Consider the following 21,060-nt stretch of genomic DNA (forward strand, 5'->3'; position numbering starts at 1 on the left):
TGGGACGCGCGATCAGCGGCCCTGTCTCAGCCGTAAGGCGAAATCTGGCAAAGAACGCCCAAGCCGGGTTCCAAGTTCCGCCTCCCGGGCGCATGTCCGCCAGACCGTCGGCCGCGGAACCCTTCTCGCCCACCATTTCAGCTATTGCGGTCCGACTAGCGGTCCTGGAGGGTCAGCATCGACAAGGCAGTCGCCGGCGCGAAAAGCCATGCCAGCTCACTGCATGATCGCGGCTGCGATCTTCTCCGCCGACATCAGGACCGGAAAATTGGTGTTGGCGCACGGCACCACCGGGAAGATCGAGGCATCGACGACGCGCAGGCCCTGCACGCCTTTGACGCGCCCCTCTGGATCGACCACCGCCATCGGATCGTCAACCCGGCCCATGCGGCACGAGCAGGAGGCGTGCCACACGCCGATGGTCGCCTTGCGCACGAAGGCTTCCAGCGCCTCGTCGTCGTTGATGACGTCGTCGAAGGTGAAGCCCTCGACCACGAAATTGTCGATCATGTAGTGGCGCAGCACTGCCGGTCCGTCCATCAGGGCCGCGGCGATCCTGGTGAGAATCCTGTTTTTGGTGTTGACCACGCCGATCTTGCGCACGCGGTCGGTATAGGAGGCCGGGAACGGCTTGTCCGTCACGGCCCTGACAACGTCGCTCATCTGCACGGCCGCCATCTTGCGGAAACCGCTCATCAGCCGATCGAGGTCGCGCCGGTCGGACAACAGGTTGAACTCGACGATCGGCTCGACGACCGGATCGCGCGAGGCAAGCTTGACCTGTCCGGTCTCGGAATAGGTCTTGTTGACGAATGTCAGCAGCGATCCGATCTGCTCACCGACGGCGTGCCAGGCCGATTTGCTGAGCAGGACGACGAACATATCGCCTTTCGGTACGCCTTGGAGCCCGGACGAGTAACGCAAGCCAAGCTGCATGTGGCGCCTGGTGTGCTCGTTCATCCGCGCGCCGCGGCGGACAAAGGACGACAGCGAGATCGAGGGATGATCCATCAGGCGCTGGCCGACGCCCTGCAGCCCCATCAGCACGGGAACGCCCATGTCCTTGAGGTGACCGACCGGACCGATGCCAGCGCGCAACAGATGCGCCGGCGAATGGATGGCGCCGCTGGAGAGAATGATCTCGCGGGCGCGGAATTCCTGCTCCCGCCCGTCGACCACAGCCTTCACGCCGACGCATTGCGTGCCTTCGAACAGCAATTCCCTGACTTGCGTGTTGGTGGAGATCGTGAGGTTGGCGCGCTTGCGCGTGTCGCGATCGAGATAGCCCATGGCAGCCGAGACGCGTTGCTCGGCCTGGTTCGAGTGCGTCACCGGGAAAAACCCGTCGACGAATTCGCCATTCTGGTCGGGCAGGAACTGATGTCCGGCCTGCTGGAAGGCTTGCGCGAACGCCTGCGAATGCCGCGTCCAGTGCTCCCTGGGGATTCGGCGGACCGGGATCCGGCCGTCCTTGCCGTGGTAGGGACCGTCGAAATCGAGGTCGCGCTCGACCTTCTTGAAGAAGGGCAGCACATCGTTCCAGCTCCACCCCGCAGCGCCGCGCGCGTCCCATTCGTCGTAGTCGGTCGGCGCGCCGCGGTTGGCCATCTGGCCGTTGATCGAGGAGCCGCCGCCAAGCACGCGTGCCTGCTCGTATTTGCGTAAGGGCGGACGTCCTTCGTTCGGATTGTTGTGGCTGACGATCTGGGTCGTGACCTTGAGCTCGGTCCAGTGGAAGCGCGGATCGAAATAGGCCGTCCCCGGATAGCTGTCCCTGATCTCGGCCGGCTCGTCTCCGGGCGGTGTGTCCTGTCCCGCCTCGCAGAGCAGGACCTTGTTGGCGCTCCTCGCCGAGAGCCGGTGGGCCAGCACGGACCCCGCCGAGCCGCCGCCCACGATAATGAAGTCGTACACGATTGGCGCTTCCCTTGTTCTTGCCCGGGAAGCGTAGCGCGTTATTGTTTTGAGGTCACGTCATCGCTGCCACGGCAAAGCGCGAGCACAGATGCCGGCGACGCCGAAGGCACCGCCCGGCGGCAGGCATCCGCCGTCCGGTCAGCAGGTGACGAGGGCGCGAACCCAGGGCGCTTTACGGCTTCCTCACGAAGCCCGCGCGCAACCGCTCGGCAAACCAGACTACAAAAATTGCAGCGAACGACAGACAGAAAAATATAGCCGTCCAAAGCAGCGCGTTACCCGCATTTGTCATGACGTCTCTCCCTCGTTCCAAACGAGACGCTTGCAGACAATGGGACGCGTGGCGTTGCGCTAGATCAATTTTGCCCAATCGCAATTGGGCTGAGGTCGGCATCCGCGGCTCGCAGGGGCCGCTGAAGCTACGGCCTGATCGAAAAATTCCCCGGCGGCCCTGGCTTTCGCAATGGCTCCGCCAGCCGCGCGAACTCGCACAGCAGCGACCGCGTCTTCCTGGGATCGATGATCTCTTCGACCCAGAATTTTTCGGCGGAGCGGAACGGCGAGCGCAGCTTGTTAAGGCGGTCCTCGATCTCTTTCAGTTTCTCCGCCTTGTCTTCGGCCGCGTCGATGTCCGCGCGGTAGGCGGCTTCGATGCCGCCTTCCAGTGGGAGCGAGCCCCAATAGGCCGACGGCCAGGCGTAGCGGATCGAGAAGCGGTCGGCCGGCTGATGCACCACGCCGGCGACGCCGAAGGCATTGCGCAGGATCACCGTGCACCAGGGCACCGTGGTCTGGTTGACCGCGGCCATGGCGCGAACGCCATGGCGGATGGTGCCCGCCTTCTCCGCATCGAGCCCGATCATGAAGCCGGGGCAGTCCATGAGATAGACGATCGGCAAATGGAAGGTCTCGGCGAAGTCGACCCAGCGGACCACCTTCTGGCAGGCGTCCGCCGTCCAGGAGCCGCCATAGTGAAAGCTGTCACTGGCAAGCACCATCACCGCCCTGCCCTCGAGCCGCGCGAGGCCGACAATGATCGGCTTGCCGAAATTCTTGCCGACCTCGAAAAACGAGCCCTTGTCCACGACCTGTTCGACGATCGGCCGTATCTTGTAGACCTGCTTGCGATTACGTGGCACTGCGCTCATCAGCGCCTCTTCGGTGCGCTCCGGATTGTCGGTGCAGGGCAAGGTCGGCGGCAGCCCGTCAACCGACGACGGCAGATAGGACAGGAACCGCCGCGCGCAGGCAAAGGCCTCCTCCTCGGTTTCGACGGCATGATCGACCGCGCCGGCGCGGGTCTGGATGTCGGCGCCGCCGAGCTCTTCCTTCGAGAGGTCCTGCCCCAGCGCCTTCACCACCGGCGGGCCTGCGACGAACATCGCGGACTTCCGGGTCATGATGGAATAGTGGCTGGCGGCAAGACGCGCGGCACCGAGCCCTGCGACCGAGCCGAGGCCGAGCGCGACCACGGGCACGCGCGACAAATTCTCCGTTGTGAAGCGATACCAGCGTGTGCCGCCGATGCCACCCGGCAAGTTCGCCGCGCCCTTGGTCTCGATGGTCTTGACCGAGCCGCCGCCGCCGGAGCCTTCGATGATGCGGACGATGGGCAGCCGGAGATCATGCGCCATCTCCTCCGCCATCAGCGGTTTTGCGGAGATGGACGCGTCCGCCGAGCCGCCGCGCACGGTGAAATCGTCGCCGACCACAATGACGGTGCGGCCTTCGACGCGCGCGCGGCCGAACACGCAGTTCGCCGGCGTCAATTTCTGCAACTCGCCGCTGGAATCGTATTCGCCGACGCCGGAGACGGCGCCGATCTCGTGAAAGCTGCCTTTGTCGGTCAGTCTGTCGATACGTTCCCGAACAGTCAGTCGGCCCTGGTCATGCTGACGCTTGACCTTGTCAACGCCGCCCATCTCCCGCGCGAAGGCTTCGCGCCGGGCGAGCTCGTCGAGTTCCGGCTTCCAGTTCATTCACTCCCTCCGAATTGATCGGCTTGTTATTGTTGTGCATGGCCATGGCGACCGGTTTGCGCGGGATGCGGGCGTTGAAGACGTCGCCCTCTGCGCCATCCATCAGGCTGCCGAGCGAACGGCCGAGCGCGACCATCAACGGGGCGACTTCGGCATGCAGACGCTGCTCGTCATACATCGCCGAGAGCAGACCGATCGTGATGACAACGAAGGTCTGGTACTGCGGCGACCAGATCGGCACCGCGAGCCCGTTGATGTGCGGGCTCCACAAGCCGCAGGCCACGACATAGCCGCGCTCATGCAGCGACTGCCGGTTGGCCTCGATGCGGGGCTTGAGGATCTTTGCAGCCTCGGGAGCTTCCCGCTCCATGTCCGCGATGAAGGCATCGCCGACCTCGGGCGCCAATGCCGCGGTGTAGGCTGCGCCCGCAGCAGTGGAGGCCATCGAGATTCGGCTGCCGGTGCCCTCGTGCAGGCCCAGTGCAGTCGCCGAACGCGCGAACTGGAGATAGACCAGATGGAAGCGATCGGGGACGACGAAGCCGACCGTGCCGGGCAATTGCTCAGCGACTTCCTGGAGCCGCTGACGGATCATGCTGCGCAGCTGCGCGCCCTTCATCATCGAGGCGCTCATCGCCACAGCGCTTGGACCGATGCGGTATTTCTGATCGCGCGGCAGGTACACGAGCTGACCCATCCGCGTTAGCGTGTGCGTGAGCCGCGACACGGTCGAGCGCGGCAGGCCGCAGCGGTTTGAAATTTCGAGATTGCCGAGCCTGCTATCGTGGCCCTCGAAGCATCGCAACACGTCGAACGCGCGCGACACCACCTGGATGACATCACCCTCACCGGCTTCGCCAGCGAGCGCACCTTGCCTACTCAACCGCTCTGAACGTCGTCCCATGATCCCTACCGCTTGTTCCGCTGTGCGGAATTAAATTCCGCTTGCAGAAGAAACTACCTCAGGCATTTTGCGACCACAAGAAGAAGGCGATGGCATGCCAGAGATTAAGATCGTCACGGAGATCGCGGGTCGCATCTGCTCAACTCCCGTGCAAGTTGGAGGAACCGTTGCGGATGGTGATGAGATTGTGGTGGTCGAAGCGATGAAGATGGAGATCCCTGTGCTTTCTCCTGCGAGCGGCGAGATCACATCGCTTCTGGTGAAGCTCGACGACGTCGTTGCCGAGGGACAGACGATCGCGATCGTCGCGAACTGACTGCATTACCCGTCGTTTCCGCGACATTCTGTCAGCCTCATTGCTGCGTTCGCGGTACGCCGTTGCCATCGCCTGATCGCGATGACATGATCCGTTTCAAACAAAAACCTGTTTCAAACAAAGAAAGAAAATCGTCGCGGCAAACGCGAGGATCATTGGAGGGAAACATGCGTCGTGGGCTGGTCATGCTCGCGCCTGCCTTGGTCGCGGGCCTTTCTTTTGCGTCTACACGCTATGCAGCCGCCGAAGACATCAAGCTGCCGGCGACATTGACGTTCACGGCCTATGACACCGGCACCGCCGGCTTCAACATCGCGGTCGGCGTCGGCAAAATGATGAAGGACAAATACTCAACCGACGTGCGCGTGCTCCCCGCAGGCAACGACGTCGCGCGTCTCGCGCCGTTGCGCGCCAAGCGCGCGGTTTCTTCCGCGATGGGATCGGGTACCTATTTCGCGCAGGAAGGCGTGTTCGAGTTCGGCTCCAGGGAATGGGGCCCGCAACCGCTCCAGATCATGCTCTCATCCGTCGACTGCAATTGCGGCACGCTCGGCGTGGCCGCGGACACAGGCGTGAAGGAGCTCAAGGACCTCAAGGGAAAGCGCGTCGGCTTCGTCGTCGGCTCGCCGGCTCTGAACCAGAACTCGCTCGCGGTGCTCGCCTTCGCCGGCCTGACGCAGAAGGACGTCAAGGTCGTCGAGTTCGCAAGCTACGGCGCGATGTGGAAGGGCCTGATCAACAACGACACCGACGCAGCCTTCGGCACCACCATCACCGGCCCCGCCAAGGAAGCCGAGACCTCGCCGCGCGGCCTGATCTGGCCGCCGCTGCCCGCCAAGGACAAGGAAGGCTGGGCGCGGATGCAGAAGGTCGGCTCGTTCTTCTTCCCGCAGACCGCGACCTGCGGCGCCGGCATCTCGCCGGACAAACCGATCGAGCTCGGCAACTACCCCTACCCGATTTTCGTCGCCTACGCCTCGCAAGCCCCCGACCAGGTCTATGCGATCACCAAAGCGATGATCGTGAACTACGATTCCTACAAGGACGCCGCACCCGGCGCCGGCGGGCTTGCGGCCGATCGCCAGACCAAGAACTGGGTGGTGCCGGTGCATCCCGGCGCGGTAAAGGCGCTGAAGGAAGCCGGGCAATGGAGCGACGCGCAGGACACGCACAACAACAGACTGATCAAGCGCCAGGAGGTGCTTGGCGCAGCGTGGACCGACTACGGAAAGTCCAACCCGCCTGCGGATGACAAGGCGTTTCTCGACGGCTGGATGAAAGCGCGTGCCGCAGCGCTTGCGAAGGCCGACATGCCGAACGGGTTCGAGGAATAATTTCGCGATGGGCCTGATGGTTGCCACGCGCGAGCTGCGCTCCCTCTCCCGCTTGCGGGAGAGGGTTGGGGAGAGGGTGCCTCAACGTTGGGATTCCCCCAGAGGAGAGAGCCCTCACCCGCGCCTTCGGCGCAACCTCTCCCGCAAGCGGGAGAGGTTGAGGAGCCCACGGCCCGACCGCTTCAACCCATTCGCATTCGTCAGCACTTAGCAACCCACGCGCGGGGTCGATCATGTCGTCTGCTTCAGAGTCCACCGCTCCGCAGGACGAGGCCAAGCGGATCGTGTTCGACGATCCGCATGGCGCCGCCGCCAACATGCAGGAAGCGGAGGTCACGCGCGTGCGAAGCTTGCGCGGCGCGTGGCGCTGGACGCTCGTCGTCGCGACCGCCGCGACCATCCTGCTCTGCATCAACCAGCAATTCTCGCTGCGCTTCTTCGTCGGCTACACCCAGCTCAACACGGAGTATTTCTATCTCCTGATCGCCCTGATGCTGCCGTTCACGTTCCTGATCTTCCCGGGAACCCCGCGCGCGCCGCTCGACCGCATTCCCTGGTACGACCTTCTCTGCTTCGTCGTAACTTTTGCCGCGGCGCTGCTGCTGATGTTGAACGTGCGCAAAGCCGCGGAGGCCGGCTGGGAATTCGGCGGCGCGCCGAACAGCGTGACCGCGGCGGGTCTCGTGATGTGGGTGATGCTGATGGAGGCGCTGCGGCGGACCGGGGGCTGGAGCCTGCTACTGAGCGTGCTCCCCTTCACCGTCTATCCGCTGTTCGCGGAATCCAGCTGGCTCGGGCCGTTCCGCGGCACACAATCGACGCTGGAGCAGGCGACCGCCTATCACGTGCTGTCGGGCGAGAGCCTGCTCGGCATTCCCATCCAGGCGTTTGCCGACACCGTGATCGGCTTCCTGGTATTCGGCACGGCGCTGATGATGACCGGCGCCGGAAAGTTCTTCATCAATCTCGCCTTCGCGCTGTGCGGCACCTTCCGCGGCGGCGCGGCGAAGGTCTGCATCTTCGCCAGCGGCCTGCTCGGCATGATGTCGGGCTCGATCATCTCCAACGTGCTCACCGCCGGCACCATGACCATTCCGGTGATGAAGAAGAGCGGCTTCCGCGCCTCCTACGCCGGCGCGATCGAGGCGTGTGCCTCGACCGGCGCGGTGCTGGCTCCGCCGGTGATGGGTGCGACCGCCTTCGTGATCGCGCAGTTCCTCAATGTCAGCTACGCCGATGTCGCGATCGCGGCCATCATTCCCGCCGCGCTCTATTACGTCGGCTTGTTCATGCAGGTCGACTCCTACGCCGCACGACACGGGCTGAAGGGCATTCCGCGCGCGGAGCTGCCGCGGGTCATGGATACAATCAAGGACGGCTGGTACTACGTCTTCGTCATCGCGCTGCTGATCGTGATGCTGCTCTACTTCAAGCGCGAGAGCCATGCGCCGTTCTACGCTACCGCCCTGCTTCTGGTCCTCAACCAGCTGTTCTCGAAGGACACGCGCTGGACTGTCGCGACCATCGGCAAATTCCTCGAGGTCAACGGCCGCACCTTCGTCGAGCTTGTCGGCATCCTCGCCGGCTGCGGCCTGCTGATCGGCGCCTTCTCGATGACAGGCGTGGTGTCGAGCCTTGCCAACGACCTGCTGCGCATTGCCGGTGACAATCCGTTCCTGCTGCTCGGCATGTGCGCCCTCACCAGCCTGATCCTCGGCCTCGGGTTGACCACGACGGCCTGCTACATCTTCCTCGCCATCCTGGTCGCACCGGCGCTGGAGAAACTCGGGCTGAACAAGATGGCCGTGCACATGTTCATCTTCTACTGGGGCATGCTGTCGTCGATCACCCCGCCGGTCGCGATCGCCTCGTTCGCGGCCGCAGGCATTGCCGGTTCGCCGGCGATGAAGACGGGCTGGGAATCGATGTGGGTCGGCAGCATCATCTATTTCATCCCGTTCTTCTTCGTGCTCAATCCCGCGCTGGTGCTGCAGGGGCCGAGCCCCTATCTCGCCGGTCTCGGGCTGATGGCGCTCGCGGCGTTCGGCACGCTGTTCATCTGCGGCGGCATTCAGGGCTACCAGCCCTTCGTTGGCGATCTCCGCGGCGCCGGTGCGCTGGAATGGCCGATCCGCGTACTGCTGGTGATCGGCGGGTTCGTGGTGGCCACCCCCGGCGGCGGCATCATGCCGCTGTCGCAGATGCAGGTGACGCTGCTCGGCCTCGCCATCCTCGTCCCCACGGTTTTGCTCGCCCTGCTGCTGGTCCGGCGGCAGACCATGGTGCCGGACGGGTTGCGCGTGCCCTGATTGCGTTGCACAAAGAGAGGCGATGAAACAGCTTTCGCCTCTCGCCACCGCCTGGACCCGCTCCAAGCCGCCTTTGCTGCGGTTTCTGGACAATTGCCTCAGCGAATTCTCGGCGGAGACCTCGGGCGCGGTCGCCGACTACATTCCCGAGCTCGGCAAGGCCGATCCTGCCTGTTTCGGCATCAGCCTCGCGACCCTGGACGGTCATGTCTACGAGGTCGGCGACTCCAGGGCGCCCTTCACCATCCAGTCGATGTCAAAGCCGTTCGTGTTCGCACTCGCGCTGGACCTGCTCGGCGCAAACAGGGTCGAGAGCGCGATCGGCGTCGAGCCTTCAGGCGATCCCTTCAACTCGATCCGGCTCAACTCGGAGAACCATCCGTTCAACCCGATGGTCAATGCCGGCGCGATCGCCTGCACGGGGCTGATCCACGACAGCAAGGGTACGGACGCCTTCGAGCAAATTCGCCTCGCGCTCAGTCGTTTTGCCGGCCGCGACCTCGCCGTCGACGAGGCCGTCTACGCTTCCGAAAGCCAGACCGGCGACCGCAACCGCGCCATCGGCTATCTCCTCAAGACCAACGCGGTGATCTCGGACAATGTCGCTGCCGTGCTCGACGTCTATTTCCGGCAATGCGCGGTGCTGGTCACCGCGCGCGACATCGCGGTGATGGCGGCAACGCTCGCCAACCGCGGCGTCAACCCGGTCACAGGCGAGCAGGTGCTGACGCCTTACGCAATCTCGCGCACGCTGTCGGTGATGACGTCGTCGGGCATGTACGACTATGCCGGCGAATGGATCTACCGGATCGGCATCCCCGCCAAGAGCGGCGTCGGCGGCGGAATTCTCGCAGCCCTCCCCGCGCGCCTCGGGCTCGGCAGCTATTCGCCAAGGCTCGACAAGCATGGCAACAGCGTGCGCGGCATCAAGGTCTGCGAGGCGCTGTCCTCGCACTACGATTTGCACATGCTCAACCGCAGTGACGATGCGCGCAATGCCGTCATCGCCGATTACGACATCGGCAAGAGCCCGTCGCGGCGCGTGCGCCGCCCACAGGAGCGCGATATTCTCGCGGCGCATGAGCAGGAGGTGCGGATCATCGAGCTGGTCGGCACACTGTCGCTGTCGGCGGTCGACTATGTCTCGCGCCGCCTTGCGGGCCGGCCGCGGCCGCAATTCGTGATCTTCGATCTCCACCGCGTCACCTCCACCACCCGCGCCGGGGCGCGGCTGGTAGCCGAAGCGTTCGAGGAGCTGGCGGCGCTGAATGTGACCGTCGTACTGTCCGGCGTCAGGCGCGCCTCCAAGGAATGGGACAGCCTGCGGGAATGGACCGCCGAGCTCAAGAACGTCCGCGACTTCTATTTGCTCGACACCGCGATCGAATGGGCCGAAGACCAGATCATCTATCGGTACGGAGGCTCGATCGATTTCCACGAGACCACCGAGCTTGCCGAACAGCCGCTGCTGGCCGGCATGAGCGAGGAAGAGCTGACCGACCTCGCCTCGATCTGCACGATCCGGACCTATCAATCCGGGACAAAGATCCTCACCACGGGCGATCCCGCCGATGCTCTGTTCTTCCTGCGCAGCGGCGCCGTGCATGTCACGCTGCCCGACGGCGTGCGGCTGGCGACGCTCACCGCCGGCATGGCCTTCGGCGAAATGGCCCTGATCGAGACCACTCGCTCCGCCGACGTGTTCGTGGACATGGCGGCGACCGCGTTCGAAGCGCCCCTGAAAGCGTTCGAGCGCTTCCGCAAGCAGCACCCGCACGCCAGCGAACGCATCATGCGCAATCTTGCGCAGCTTCTCGCCGACCGTCTGATCGTCGCCAACGCCAGGGTGGATATCTTGACCTCGACCTGAGCGGCCTAGCGGCCCGCCGCCTCACTGATCCGCCGATTGATCTTGGCCGCACTCGCCTTGAGCAATTCGGACGGCTGCTGGCCGGTCGCTGCGCATAGGCAGGCCCAGTAATAGATGACATCGCCGAGCTCTTCGACGAGGCCTGCCTGGTCGAGCCAGTCATCGCGCAGCAGCTTCTTGATGTGCTCGGCGACCTCGCCGGATTCGCCGGCGAGACCGAGGCCCAGATAGGACAGCCGTTCGTTGGACGGATGCTCATCGACTTTTGCAACGGTGGCGGCCCAGGCCGCATATTCATCGATCGTCATCGGCATCCCTCGCCGCGGCTTTGGATCAGCCAACCACTTCCGTGACCGGCTGAAGATCGATCTCAAACGTCTCCAAAAACTTTGACGTCATGATGTAGAAGCCGACCGAAAGCTGCAACTCGACGAGTGCGGCGGGTGTCAGCTTCGATGCGATCGCGTTGAAGATCGCCGCGGTCGGCTTGTTCAATTTCACGATCTCGTCGGTGAAGGCGAGCGCGGCACGCTGCACCTCGTCGAAGCACTTGGCGTCCTGCCAGTTCTCGAGCGCTTCGTTCTGCTCGTCGGTGACGCCGACATTCTTGCCGATGCGTTTGTGCGCGACGATCTCGTACGGCGCCTCGCACAAAATTCCGGTGCGGGTGATCGCGAGTTCGCGCACGATAGGATCGAGCTCGCCCTTGTGACGGATGGCGCCGCCGAGCCGGCAGTACTGCTCGAAATAGCTCGGCGAATGCGACATCATCCGGAAGATGTTGGCGTTGCGGTTCTTGTCGAGGATCTCGCGGGTGCGGTCGGATGCCTTGGACGGGTCGCTGTAGTTGATGCGGGCCATGATTTTCCTGAAGTTTTTCCCTAAGCCTTTAATGCTTTTTGTCGTTAGCGGCGAAAGTTCCACGAAACTGTATTCTTGCGCGTCCGCAGGAGCAACAACATCGAGTCAAAATGCCGCCGCATTGCTGAACGACCTTGGTACAGTCGATATTCGCCGCGTGGGGACTTGATCGCGGCGGATACTCGCAAGGGGTGTTCCGAGTAAAAACAATTGGCCGTTGGGCGCTAACCGCGCATCGATGAGTCACGCCCAAGTCTAGGGAGAAAATGGCATGAAGGAAGCCACCAAGGGGGCGGCCTCGGAGGCGCTCGCGCATATGCTGGCGGTGATGGCGATGCTCGTCATCGCCAGCATCCTGTTCTACGGGCGCTAGTTAAGAGTCGGGTGAGAGCTTTCGTCATTCCGGGGTGGCCCTCGCACAGGCCAGGCCCAGAATTCCCGTTCCAGGCTCGGTCTCTCAGGACCGCCCCCGAATGACGAATCCCACCGCTGGCTTTGCAGTAGCCCGGATGGAGCGAAGCGCAATCGGGAAAGTCTATCGGTGAGGTGAAAATTCCGGATTTCGCTGCGCTCCATCCGGGCTACATTCGAGCATCCAAATTTCACTATCCATCTTTGGCGAAGAACGGCACCAGCCTGCCAGCGAACGGTTTGAAGCTCGCACTGACCTCATCGCCGATGGCGAGATCATTCTCACCATGCGCCATCATGCGAAAACCCTCGGCGCAATCGACCAGCAGGATGTTGAAGGGCACGTGCGACCGCGTCTCAGGCGTCGCGGCGCGGCAGACCAGCGACGTCGCGTAGACCCTGCCCTTGCCGCTGGCACGCTGCTCGTGCGGATCGGGCGCACCGCAGGCGGCGCAGAAGGCGCGATGGAAATACTGCACATGGCTGCAGGAGGTGCAGGTCTGAAAGGTGATGACTTGCACACCTTGGGTCCAATCCGCGATTCGCTCGCTCATCGCACCCGCTCCAGGAACATGCTGACGTGAGACGACAGCACGCCGCCGTCGCCGTGCAGGAGCGCGATCGAGGCGTCACGCACTTGACGATTCGTCGCCCGCCCCGTCATCTGCAGATGCGTTTCGACAAGATGCGCCATCGCGCCACCGACGCCGCAATGACCGTAGCTGAGCAGGCCGCCATGGGTGTTCAGCGGCATCGCGCCGTCGCGGCTGAAATGGCCTGCGCGCACGCGCGCGGCTGCCTCGCCCCGGCCAGCAAGGCCAAGGTCTTCCAGCAGCATCGCGAGCGTGATCGTAAAGCTGTCATAGATCGCGGCGTAGCGCACGTCCGAAATCGCGAGGCCGGTGGCCTCCTTGGCGTGGGCGACGGAGATCTCGGCGCCGAGCTCGCTCAGGGCGGGCGCTGCAGTGACGTGCTGATGGGTATGGGCCTGGGCACAGCCGCGAATGCGCACGCCGGCCTCTCCGGTCCGCTCGCGGCTAACGACGAAGGCTGCGCCGCCGTCGGACACCGGGCAGCAATCGAGCAGCTTCAGCGGCATCGCCACCGGCTTCGAGGCCATGACGTCGGCGACCTCGATGCGATCTTGGAATTGCGCACCGGGATGAGTGCAGGCGTGGGTGCGCATCAGCACCGCGAATTCGGCAAGGTCTTCTTCCGTCACGCCGTATTCGTGCATGTACCTGTTCGCGACCAAGCCGTAATAGGCGGGAATCGTCGGTCCGAGCGGCACTTCGTAATCGGGATGGCCGACCTGCGCCAGCGCCTGGATCGAAGCATCGCGGCTCTGCCCGGTGAGACGGTTCTCGCCTGCGACGACGAGCACATTGCGGGCGACGCCTGCTTCGACGAGATGATGGGCGAGCATGGTCATCGCGAGCCCGGTCGCGCCGCCGACCTGGACGGCATGGGCGTAACTGGGGCGGATGCCAAAATGCTCGGCAAAGACGGTCGCCAGCATGATGTGCGGCGAAACGGTGGAGTAGCCGCAGAGGATGCCGTCGATCTCGGCGCGCTCGAGCCCGGCATCGTCGAGCGCGGCCTGCGCGGCCTTACTCATCAGGTCCAGCGAGGACGAGCCTTCGTGCTTGCCGAAAGGCGTGAGGCCGACGCCGGTGATAAAGCTCATGGGCGCACCAGTGCATCGTCATTCCGGGGCGGCGAACGGGTGACGCCATCGCGGACCATGGCGTCGATCTCGTCGGCGGAATAGCCGGTCTCACGCAGGATTTCCGCGCCGTGCTCGTTGAGCTGCGGCGCGAGCCGCACCGGTTCGGCCTCGGTCTCGGACCAGGTCGCCGTCACCCTCATGCTCCGGATCGGCCCTTCTGTTGGATGGTTCACCACCGGGAAAAAGTTGGTCGCCTCCAGATGCTCATCATGCAGCATCGACGCGAGGTCGTGCATCGGCATCACGGGCACATCGGCCTTGGTCAGCAGGTCGATCCATTCCTCGGTGCTGCGCGTCTCGAAGATGCGCGCGAGCTCGGCATAGACGACGTCGATATTGGCGGCGCGGCCGGCGAATGTCGCGAACATCGCGTCGGCCCGCAGGTCGTCGCGTCCCGTCGCCTTGAAGAAGTTCTCCCACTGCTTGTCGTTGTAGACGATGACGCTGAGATAACCGTCCGAGGTCTTGTAGGGCCGGCGGTCGCGCGAGAGGTGGCGGGCGTAACCGCCCTTATCGAGCGGGGGCTCGTAGGTGAGCCCGCCCATGTGGTCGCCCATGACGAATCCGGCCATGGTCTCGAACATCGGGATGTCGACGCGCTGGCCGCGTCCGGTGCGGTCGCGGTGCACGAGGCTGGCACAGATCGCGCCCACGGCGGTCAAGCCTACGATGCGATCGACCAGTGCGTTCGGCACGTAGCGCGGCACGCCGTCACCGGTCTGCGCCATCAAGGCCGGCAGCGCGGTGGCGCCCTGGATCAGATCGTCATAGGCGGGTTTTGCCGCATACGGCCCGTCCTGGCCGAAGCCGAACACGCCGGCATAGACCAGACGCGGATTGATCTTGGCAACAACGTCATAGCCGAGTTGAAGCCGCGCCATTGCCTGCGGGCGGACGTTGTAGACGAGAACGTCGGCGTCTTTCAGCAAGCGCAGCACCGCCTCGCGGCCGGCGGGCTTCTTCAGGTCGAGGCAGATCGAGCGCTTGCTGCGGTTGGTGTTGAGGAACACCGGGCCCATGCCGGCGTGCCGCATCGGACCGATCAGGCGCGTGACGTCGCCGTCCAGAGATTCCACCTTGATGACGTCTGCGCCGTAGTCACCGAGCATCTGGGTCGCATAGGGACCCATCAGCACGGTGGTCATGTCGACGACCTTGATGCCCTTCAGCGGCCCCATCGTTCACTCCCGATTGCGCGGGCTCAAGTGAGCCCTGCGATTTCGGTCCAGCTAACGGCAGCGGCGGCGCGTACGCAAGGGCAGCCGGCGTATGGCCGCATGCGCCGCCGGCGAAAGGTGGCTATTTCTTCTGGCGGGATTCGCGAATCTTGAGGAGACGGTCGAGCTCCTCATTCTGCTGGTTGATGCGATCCGCGATCCGCGACTCGTTCTGCTCACCCGAGGCCGCCGCGGCCTGCTCGATGAGCTGGCGGATATTGTCCTCGAGAATCGCGATGCGATCGTTGAGTGCGTCCATCGACAGCGAATCTTCGTAGTCATTGCTCATGATGCATGTCCCGCGAATCAATCAGTGCCGTAGGGTGGGCAAAGCGAAGCGTGCCCACCATGATCTAGCGCAAACAAGATGGTGGGCACGGCGCTGGCTGCGCCTTTGCCCACCCTACAAGGTCGGAGCTTACTTCAGCGGCTCCAGCACGGAGACGTAGTTGGCAACCGCCGCACCGCCCATGTTGAAGATGCCGCCGAGTTTTGCATTCTTGAGCTGCATGCCCTCGGGCGCTTGGCCGGCGAGCTGCATCGCGGTCATCACGTGCATGGAGACGCCGGTGGCGCCGATCGGATGGCCCTTGGCCTTCAGGCCGCCGGACGGATTGACCGGGAGCTTGCCGTCCTTGAGCGTCCAGCCTTCCTTGATGGCGCGGGCGCCCTGCCCCCTCGGCGTCAGCCCCATCGCTTCGTACTCGATCAGCTCGGCGACGGTGAAGCAGTCATGGGTCTCGACGAAGGAGAGATCCGACAGTGTAACGCCCGCCTTCTCCAGCGCGCGCTGCCAGGCGACCGTGCAGCCCTCGAACTGGAGGATGTCGCGCTTGGACATCGGCAGGAAATCCTGGGCGTGCGCGGTGGCGCGGAAGCCGATCGACTTGCTCATGCCCTTGGCGGTTTCCGCGTCGGCCAGCACCAGGGCAGCGGCACCGTCCGAGACCAGCGAGCAATCGGTGCGCTTCAGGGGCCCGGCAACGTAGGGGTTCTTCTCGCTCTCGGCGCGGCAGAACTCGAAGCCAAAGTCCTTGCGCATCTGGGCGAAGGGATTGGCGACACCGTTCTTGTGGTTCTTGGCCGCGATCAGCGCCAGTGCGTCGGACTGGTCGCCGTATTTCTGGAAATAGGAGCTGGCGATCTTGCCGAACACGCCGGCGAAGCCGCCGACGGTGTCGCCGTCCTCGGGCAGATAGGACGCCTTGAGCAGGTTCTTGCCGATCTCCGGCCCCGGCGTGCGCGTCATCTGTTCGACGCCGACAACGAGAACAATCCTGGCCGCGCCGGCCGCGATCGCGCGCACGCCCTGATGGACGGCGGCGGAGCCGGTGGCGCAGGCGTTCTCGACCCGGGTCGCCGGCTTGAAGCGCAGCTTCGGGTCGGCCTGGAGCACCAGCGAGGCGGTAAAATCCTGCGGCGAGAAGCCGGCGTTGAAATGGCCGAGCACGATCTCGTCGACATCGCCAGCCGAAATGCCGGCATCCGCCAGCGCCTCATTGGCGACCTTCACCACAAGGCTTTCCACGGTCTCGGTGTCGAACTTGCCGAACGGCGTATGCGCCCATCCGACGATGCTGGCGGTCATGGTCTTTCTCCCTGGCGGTCTCTTGCTGACCTAAGTCTTAGCTCAGGGATGGCAAGACTTCACGCGGGTTTAAGCGCCTGGAGGGTGCGCTGGCAGATGGCAGTTATGCCGGCCCAGTTCCCGGCCCTGATCTCCGCCGTCGGGCACAGCCAGGAACCGCCGACCGCGACCACATTGGGCTCCGCGAGCCAGGTTGCCGCATTGGCCTCGCCGACCCCGCCGGTCGGGCAGAACCGCACGTTCGGGAACGGCCCACCCAGAGAGCGCAGCCCCTTGATGCCGCCAGCCTGCTCGGCCGGGAAAAATTTTGCGATGTCGAAGCCGTAGGACAGCGCCATCATCAGCTCGGACGCCGTGGCGATACCGGGCGCAAACGGCAAGGAGCTATGGGTGGCGGCCTTCAACAGGTCCGGGGTCAAGCCGGGGCTGATGCCGAACGCAACACCGAGCTTCTCGACACGCGTGAAGTCGGCCGGATTGAGAATCGTGCCGATGCCGACGATCGCCTCGGGCACCTCGGCCATCATCGCCCTCGCCGCCTCGATCGCAACGGGGGTACGCATGGTCACCTCCAGCGTGCGGACGCCGCCGGCGACCAGCGCACGCGCCAGCGGCACAGCATCCTGGATACGCTCGATGGTGAGGACGGGAATGACGGTCGCGGCCTTGAACAGCGCGGCGAGGTGGTTCTGTTGGGCAGTCGTGGTCATCTTGGCTTTCGTTTCACTTGGTCGCTTGACGCGTGGTCGCCGGCCGGTGCCGTTTCTTCGGTGGCATGGCATAACCCGGAATGATGGCGCCGGAATAGCAGATCACGAGGCTGGCGAGGCGGTGCCCGGCCTGGGCGGCCTCGACCGGGTCGGAACCGGCGAGCCGTGCCGCGATATAGGCCGCCGCAAAGCTGTCGCCGGCCGCGGTGGTGTCGACCACGGGCTTGGTCATGGGCTCGGCGCGGACCTCGTAGGGGCCCCCGGGAAAACGCAGCAGGCTGACCGGCTCGGCGAGCCGGAACACCAGCTCAGGGCTCGGGATGCGCGCCATCAACTGCTCGTGGCTCTCGCCGGGATAGAGAGCGAGCAGATCCTCGGTCGAGGTCAGCACGATGTCGGCAGCCGCGAAAGCAGCCGAAAACACCTCGCGCGCGACATCGCGATCCGGCCATCCGCGCGCGCGGAAATTGGTGTCGAACACGAAGCGGGTGCCGAGCAGGCGCGCACGCTTGATCGCCGCGAACAGGCGCTCGCGCCCGGCCGCGTCGTAGATCGAGAGCGTGATCGCAGAGAGATAGACGATGTCGTAGCTCATCAGGGAGTTGAGGAGATCGTCCGTCTCCGGCAGATTCATCAGCTGGCGCGCCGCCGCACTGTCGCGCCAGTGGAAGAACTGGCGCTCGCCCTTCGCATCCAGCTGGATCATGTAGAGGCCGGGCAGCTTGCCCGGCAGCCGCGCGACGCGCCTCGTGCCGACGCCCTCCGCAGTCCAGGCCGCGATCATCTCATCGCTCAGGGCATCGTCGCCGAGCGCGGTGAGATAGTCGACCTTGACCTCGAGCCGCGCGAGGTACACGGCCGTGTTGAGAGTATCGCCGCCGAATCCACGCGAGTAGAGGCCGCCACCCTGCCCGCCGGATTGTCCACCCTGGGCCTGCCGGAGCTCGACCATGCATTCGCCGATGCAAGCAACGCTCGCCATCACTTTACCCGCTCAGTCAGAGATCACGCGACGAAATTGCCGCCGAGCTCGTCTTCGATGTGAATGCGGATGATGTCGTCGAAAGTCTTCTCAGCGGTGGTGAAGCCGAGCTCGAGCGACCGCTTTGCATTGAAGTTGCGCGGCCAGCCGCCGACGATGCCGACGATGAAAGGATCTGGCTCCCGCTTGATGCGGGCGGCGACCTTGTCGCCGGCGACGCGTTTCAGCGCAGCGATCTGCTCGCCAACCGTCGCCGACAGGCCCGGCATGGTCAAATTGCGGCGCGGCCCCACCGCGGCGAGGTCCATGGTGCCGGCATGCAGCAGGAAGCCGACGGCTGAGCGCGGCGTGGCATGCCAATGGCGGACGTCTTCGGACACGGGAAGGACCGCTTCCTTGCCGGCCAGCGGCTCGCGCAGGATGTTGGAGAAGAAGCCCGATGCCGCCTTGTTGGGCAGGCCGGGCCTGATGCAGATGGTCGGCAGGCGGATGCCGATGCCGTCGAGGAAGCCGCGGCGGGAATAGTCGGCCAGCAGCAGTTCGCCAATCGCCTTCTGCGTACCGTAGCTCAGAAGCGGCGTGTGGAAGAACTCGTCGCCGATCGCATCCGGGAACGGCGCGCCGAACACCGCGATCGAGGACGTGAAGACCACGCGCGGCTTGTAGCCGCCGCCTGCGAGCCTGACGGCATCGAGCAGCATCCGCGTGCCGTCGAGATTGATGCGGTAGCCCTTGTCGAAATCGAGCTCGGCTTCGCCCGAGACGATCGCGGCGAGATGAAAGATCACGTCCGGACGGCCGGCGATCAGCTTTTCGGCCGCACCCGGCATGGCGAAATCGCTCGACACCGTCTCGATGGCAAAACCGGCTTTTTCCGGCGCCTTCGGCTCGACCACGTCATGCATGGTCAGCTTGGTGATGTCGCTCTTGCCAAGCCGGCCGTCGCGCAACAACCGTTCGCACAATTTGCGGCCGACCATGCCGGCGGCGCCCAGAACCAGAATGTGCAAGAGCCTACTCCTTTTTATTGGCCGGAACGCGCCGATTTCGGCGATTCGTCCTGGCGCGCTCTCAAGGCAGGCCCCGCGATCATTCCTTCACGGCGCCGGTCATCGCCGACACATAATACTCCACGAAGAAGGAATAAAGGATAACTACGGGAACCGAGCCGGTCAGGGCCGCCGCCATCAGCGCGCCCCAATGGTAGACGTCGCCATTGACGAGCTCGGTGATCGCGCCGACGGGGATCGTCTTGTTCTCGGACGACGAGATGAAGGTCAGCGCGTAGATGAACTCGTTCCAGGATAGCGTGAAGGCGAAGATGCCCGCCGAGATCACGCCCGGCAGCGAAAGCGGCAGCGTGATCTTCATCAGAATCTGCAGCCGCGTCGCCCCGTCGATCAGCGCACACTCCTCCAGCTCATAGGGAATGGTGCGGAAATAACCCATCAGGAGCCAGGTGCAGAACGGGATCAGGAAGGTCGGATAGGTCAGGATCAGCGCCAGGTTGCCGTCGAACAGCCCGAGCTGAAACACGATCGCCGCCAGCGGAATGAACAGGATCGAGGGCGGCACGAGATAGCCGAGGAAGATCGCAAGGCCGACATAGCGCGAGCCCTTGTAGCGCAGGCGTTCGATCGCGTACGCGGCGCAGACGCTGGCGAACAGCGAGATGAAGGTCGAGGACACCGAGACGATCACGGTGTTCCACATCCAGAGCGGATAGTCGGTGTCGAAGAACAGCTTCTTGATGTGCTCCAGCGTCGGATGCACGATCCAGAACGGATTGTACTTTTCGTAGTCGTACATCTCCGCGTCCGGCTTGAACGTCGCGACCGCCATCCAGTAGAACGGGAATAGCAGGAAGAAGATGATCAGGCCGAGCGGAAGGTAGACGCGAAAAAACTTCCGCGGAAAACTTTCCAGATAGTCCATTCCGACGCTTTGGTCGTCCGCTGTGGTCATGGTCAGTCCCTCCCGCCCTGCTGCCAGCGGGAACGCTGAAGCCCGAAAAAGCTGAGCAGGATCGCCGCGACCAGGAACGGAATCATCGCGTTCGAGATCGCCGCGCCCTCGCCCAGATTGCCGCCGGTGATGGCGCGCTGGAACGACAGCGTCGCCATCAGATGGGTGGAGTTGATCGGCCCGCCCCGCGTGATGGTGTAGATGAGCTGGAAGTCCGTGAAGGTCATCAGCACCGAGAACGTCATCACGACCGCGATGATCGGCGACAGCATCGGCAGCGTGATGTGGCGGAAGCGCTGCAGATTGGTGGCGCCGTCGAGATTGGCGGCCTCATAGAGCGAGGGCGAGATGGTCTGAAGTCCCGCCAGCAGCGTGATCGCCACGAAAGGAACGCCGCGCCAGATATTGGCGGCGACCACCGACCAGCGCGCATTCCAGGGATCGCCAAGGAAATCGATATAGCGTGTGATCAGGCCGGCCTTGATCAACACCCAGGAGATGATCGAGAACTGGCTGTCATAGATCCACCAGAACGCGATCGCAGAGAGCACCGTGGGCACGACGAAGGGCAACAGCACGATTGCCCGGATCATCGACTTCATCGGCAGCCGCTCGTTCAGCAGCAGCGCCAAATAGAGACCGATGGCGAATTTCACCGCGCTGGCAGCGACCGTGTAGAAGATGGTGTTGAACACCGACAGCCAGAACACCGAGTCCTTCGAGAGCGAGACGAAATTCTGGAAGCCGATGTAGCGCCCGGCACCGCCGATCTTGGTGTCGGTCATGCCGAGCCAGAAGCCGAGCGCCAGCGGGTAAGCCAGAAACAGAATGAGGATGGCGATCGCCGGCACCATGAACATCGCGCCGAGGAAATGCCGGCTCTCGAATGCTCTGGTCCACAGGCTGCTGCGCTTGGCCTGCGCGACAGTGGACTCGGCCATAACTGCCATGTCGGATTCCCCTCGACG

General features: G+C 64.1%; 19 protein-coding genes. 4 read left to right on the forward strand and 15 right to left on the reverse strand.

Annotation, left to right across the window (positions count from 1 at the left end; genetic code table 11):
- Positions 1-216 precede the first annotated feature (216 nt).
- From ABIB90_RS16825 to ABIB90_RS16835, 3 genes are all read right to left on the reverse strand, one after another.
- On the reverse strand, positions 217-1,914 hold the full coding sequence (locus ABIB90_RS16825; protein ID WP_354161405.1) for a GMC family oxidoreductase: 1,698 nt from the start codon (positions 1,912-1,914) through the stop codon (positions 217-219).
- A gap of 422 nt (positions 1,915-2,336) precedes the next feature.
- Positions 2,337-3,896, reverse strand: coding sequence for an acyl-CoA carboxylase subunit beta (locus ABIB90_RS16830; protein ID WP_354161402.1), 1,560 nt, complete (start codon positions 3,894-3,896; stop codon positions 2,337-2,339).
- Positions 3,826-4,800, reverse strand: a complete 975-nt coding sequence (locus ABIB90_RS16835; RefSeq protein WP_354161399.1) for an IclR family transcriptional regulator — start codon at positions 4,798-4,800, stop codon at positions 3,826-3,828. Before ABIB90_RS16835 ends, ABIB90_RS16830 begins: the two co-directional genes overlap by 71 nt.
- Positions 4,801-4,894: 94 nt before the next feature.
- On the opposite strand from ABIB90_RS16835, the gene ABIB90_RS16840 reads away from it, so the two are divergent.
- From ABIB90_RS16840 to glsA, 4 genes are all read left to right on the forward strand, one after another.
- Positions 4,895-5,116 (forward strand): acyl-CoA carboxylase biotin carboxyl carrier protein subunit, encoded by a 222-nt coding sequence (locus ABIB90_RS16840; protein WP_354161396.1) that lies wholly within the window; start codon positions 4,895-4,897, stop codon positions 5,114-5,116.
- Positions 5,117-5,283: 167 nt separating this feature from the next.
- Positions 5,284-6,450 carry a TAXI family TRAP transporter solute-binding subunit gene (locus tag ABIB90_RS16845; RefSeq protein ID WP_354127907.1) on the forward strand — a complete coding sequence of 389 codons (1,167 nt, stop codon included), beginning with the start codon at positions 5,284-5,286 and terminating at the stop codon, positions 6,448-6,450.
- Between the two features lie 233 nt (positions 6,451-6,683).
- A complete protein-coding gene (locus ABIB90_RS16850) occupies positions 6,684-8,759 on the forward strand; it encodes a TRAP transporter permease (protein ID WP_354161393.1) in 2,076 nt (691 codons plus the stop codon).
- Positions 8,760-8,781: 22 nt separating this feature from the next.
- On the forward strand, positions 8,782-10,629 hold the full coding sequence (glsA, locus tag ABIB90_RS16855; RefSeq protein ID WP_354127905.1) for a glutaminase A: 1,848 nt from the start codon (positions 8,782-8,784) through the stop codon (positions 10,627-10,629).
- Positions 10,630-10,634: 5 nt separating this feature from the next.
- Here the strand turns inward: glsA and ABIB90_RS16860 are convergent, their stop codons facing one another.
- The 12 genes from ABIB90_RS16860 to ABIB90_RS16915 form a co-directional block, all read right to left on the reverse strand.
- The gene (locus tag ABIB90_RS16860; RefSeq protein ID WP_007592303.1) at positions 10,635-10,937 is read right to left on the reverse strand and encodes a nucleoside triphosphate pyrophosphohydrolase family protein; all 303 of its coding nucleotides are present in this window, start codon (positions 10,935-10,937) and stop codon (positions 10,635-10,637) included.
- Between the two features lie 25 nt (positions 10,938-10,962).
- Positions 10,963-11,490 carry a carboxymuconolactone decarboxylase family protein gene (locus ABIB90_RS16865; RefSeq protein WP_007592305.1) on the reverse strand — a complete coding sequence of 176 codons (528 nt, stop codon included), beginning with the start codon at positions 11,488-11,490 and terminating at the stop codon, positions 10,963-10,965.
- Between the two features lie 605 nt (positions 11,491-12,095).
- On the reverse strand, positions 12,096-12,455 hold the full coding sequence (locus tag ABIB90_RS16870) for a Zn-ribbon domain-containing OB-fold protein (RefSeq protein ID WP_354161388.1): 360 nt from the start codon (positions 12,453-12,455) through the stop codon (positions 12,096-12,098).
- Positions 12,452-13,588: a thiolase family protein gene (locus ABIB90_RS16875; protein ID WP_354161385.1), complete on the reverse strand. Its 1,137-nt coding sequence runs from the start codon at positions 13,586-13,588 to the stop codon at positions 12,452-12,454. The genes ABIB90_RS16870 and ABIB90_RS16875 overlap by 4 nt, the downstream gene beginning before the upstream one ends.
- Positions 13,585-14,808, reverse strand: a complete 1,224-nt coding sequence (locus ABIB90_RS16880) for a CaiB/BaiF CoA transferase family protein (RefSeq protein WP_354161382.1) — start codon at positions 14,806-14,808, stop codon at positions 13,585-13,587. Before ABIB90_RS16880 ends, ABIB90_RS16875 begins: the two co-directional genes overlap by 4 nt.
- A 121-nt stretch (positions 14,809-14,929) precedes the next feature.
- A complete protein-coding gene (locus ABIB90_RS16885) occupies positions 14,930-15,136 on the reverse strand; it encodes a hypothetical protein (RefSeq protein ID WP_027517389.1) in 207 nt (68 codons plus the stop codon).
- A 129-nt stretch (positions 15,137-15,265) separates the two neighbouring features.
- Complete coding sequence (locus ABIB90_RS16890) at positions 15,266-16,435, reverse strand: acetyl-CoA acetyltransferase (RefSeq protein ID WP_027569542.1); 1,170 nt, start codon at positions 16,433-16,435, stop codon at positions 15,266-15,268.
- 59 nt (positions 16,436-16,494) lie between these two features.
- Positions 16,495-17,145: a bifunctional 4-hydroxy-2-oxoglutarate aldolase/2-dehydro-3-deoxy-phosphogluconate aldolase gene (gene eda, locus ABIB90_RS16895; RefSeq protein ID WP_007592316.1), complete on the reverse strand. Its 651-nt coding sequence runs from the start codon at positions 17,143-17,145 to the stop codon at positions 16,495-16,497.
- 13 nt (positions 17,146-17,158) lie between these two features.
- A complete protein-coding gene (locus tag ABIB90_RS16900; protein ID WP_354161377.1) occupies positions 17,159-18,127 on the reverse strand; it encodes a sugar kinase in 969 nt (322 codons plus the stop codon).
- Between the two features lie 23 nt (positions 18,128-18,150).
- Positions 18,151-19,137 (reverse strand): D-erythronate dehydrogenase, encoded by a 987-nt coding sequence (gene denD, locus ABIB90_RS16905; protein ID WP_354161374.1) that lies wholly within the window; start codon positions 19,135-19,137, stop codon positions 18,151-18,153.
- A 79-nt stretch (positions 19,138-19,216) separates the two neighbouring features.
- Complete coding sequence (locus ABIB90_RS16910; protein WP_007592322.1) at positions 19,217-20,092, reverse strand: carbohydrate ABC transporter permease; 876 nt, start codon at positions 20,090-20,092, stop codon at positions 19,217-19,219.
- A gap of 2 nt (positions 20,093-20,094) precedes the next feature.
- Positions 20,095-21,042, reverse strand: coding sequence for a carbohydrate ABC transporter permease (locus ABIB90_RS16915; RefSeq protein WP_354161371.1), 948 nt, complete (start codon positions 21,040-21,042; stop codon positions 20,095-20,097).
- Between the last annotated feature and the right edge of the window lie 18 nt (positions 21,043-21,060).

The sequence above is a fragment of the Bradyrhizobium sp. JR4.1 genome, assembly GCF_040548605.1.
GTDB classification, from domain to species: domain Bacteria; phylum Pseudomonadota; class Alphaproteobacteria; order Rhizobiales; family Xanthobacteraceae; genus Bradyrhizobium; species Bradyrhizobium canariense.

What these genes read in the sequence shown, in the direction of transcription:
- ABIB90_RS16830 (WP_354161402.1), bottom strand. Translation starts at nt 3,896, where the DNA reads ATGAACTGGAAGCCGGAACTCGACGAGCTCGCCCGGCGCGAAGCCTTC.
- ABIB90_RS16835 (WP_354161399.1), bottom strand. Translation starts at nt 4,800, where the DNA reads ATGGGACGACGTTCAGAGCGGTTGAGTAGGCAAGGTGCGCTCGCTGGC.
- ABIB90_RS16840 (WP_354161396.1), top strand. Translation starts at nt 4,895, where the DNA reads ATGCCAGAGATTAAGATCGTCACGGAGATCGCGGGTCGCATCTGCTCA.
- ABIB90_RS16845 (WP_354127907.1), top strand. Translation starts at nt 5,284, where the DNA reads ATGCGTCGTGGGCTGGTCATGCTCGCGCCTGCCTTGGTCGCGGGCCTT.
- ABIB90_RS16850 (WP_354161393.1), top strand. Translation starts at nt 6,684, where the DNA reads ATGTCGTCTGCTTCAGAGTCCACCGCTCCGCAGGACGAGGCCAAGCGG.
- glsA (WP_354127905.1), top strand. Translation starts at nt 8,782, where the DNA reads ATGAAACAGCTTTCGCCTCTCGCCACCGCCTGGACCCGCTCCAAGCCG.
- ABIB90_RS16860 (WP_007592303.1), bottom strand. Translation starts at nt 10,937, where the DNA reads ATGACGATCGATGAATATGCGGCCTGGGCCGCCACCGTTGCAAAAGTC.
- ABIB90_RS16865 (WP_007592305.1), bottom strand. Translation starts at nt 11,490, where the DNA reads ATGGCCCGCATCAACTACAGCGACCCGTCCAAGGCATCCGACCGCACC.
- ABIB90_RS16870 (WP_354161388.1), bottom strand. Translation starts at nt 12,455, where the DNA reads ATGAGCGAGCGAATCGCGGATTGGACCCAAGGTGTGCAAGTCATCACC.
- ABIB90_RS16875 (WP_354161385.1), bottom strand. Translation starts at nt 13,588, where the DNA reads ATGAGCTTTATCACCGGCGTCGGCCTCACGCCTTTCGGCAAGCACGAA.
- ABIB90_RS16880 (WP_354161382.1), bottom strand. Translation starts at nt 14,808, where the DNA reads ATGGGGCCGCTGAAGGGCATCAAGGTCGTCGACATGACCACCGTGCTG.
- ABIB90_RS16885 (WP_027517389.1), bottom strand. Translation starts at nt 15,136, where the DNA reads ATGAGCAATGACTACGAAGATTCGCTGTCGATGGACGCACTCAACGAT.
- ABIB90_RS16890 (WP_027569542.1), bottom strand. Translation starts at nt 16,435, where the DNA reads ATGACCGCCAGCATCGTCGGATGGGCGCATACGCCGTTCGGCAAGTTC.
- eda (WP_007592316.1), bottom strand. Translation starts at nt 17,145, where the DNA reads ATGACCACGACTGCCCAACAGAACCACCTCGCCGCGCTGTTCAAGGCC.
- ABIB90_RS16900 (WP_354161377.1), bottom strand. Translation starts at nt 18,127, where the DNA reads ATGGCGAGCGTTGCTTGCATCGGCGAATGCATGGTCGAGCTCCGGCAG.
- ABIB90_RS16910 (WP_007592322.1), bottom strand. Translation starts at nt 20,092, where the DNA reads ATGACCACAGCGGACGACCAAAGCGTCGGAATGGACTATCTGGAAAGT.
- ABIB90_RS16915 (WP_354161371.1), bottom strand. Translation starts at nt 21,042, where the DNA reads ATGGCAGTTATGGCCGAGTCCACTGTCGCGCAGGCCAAGCGCAGCAGC.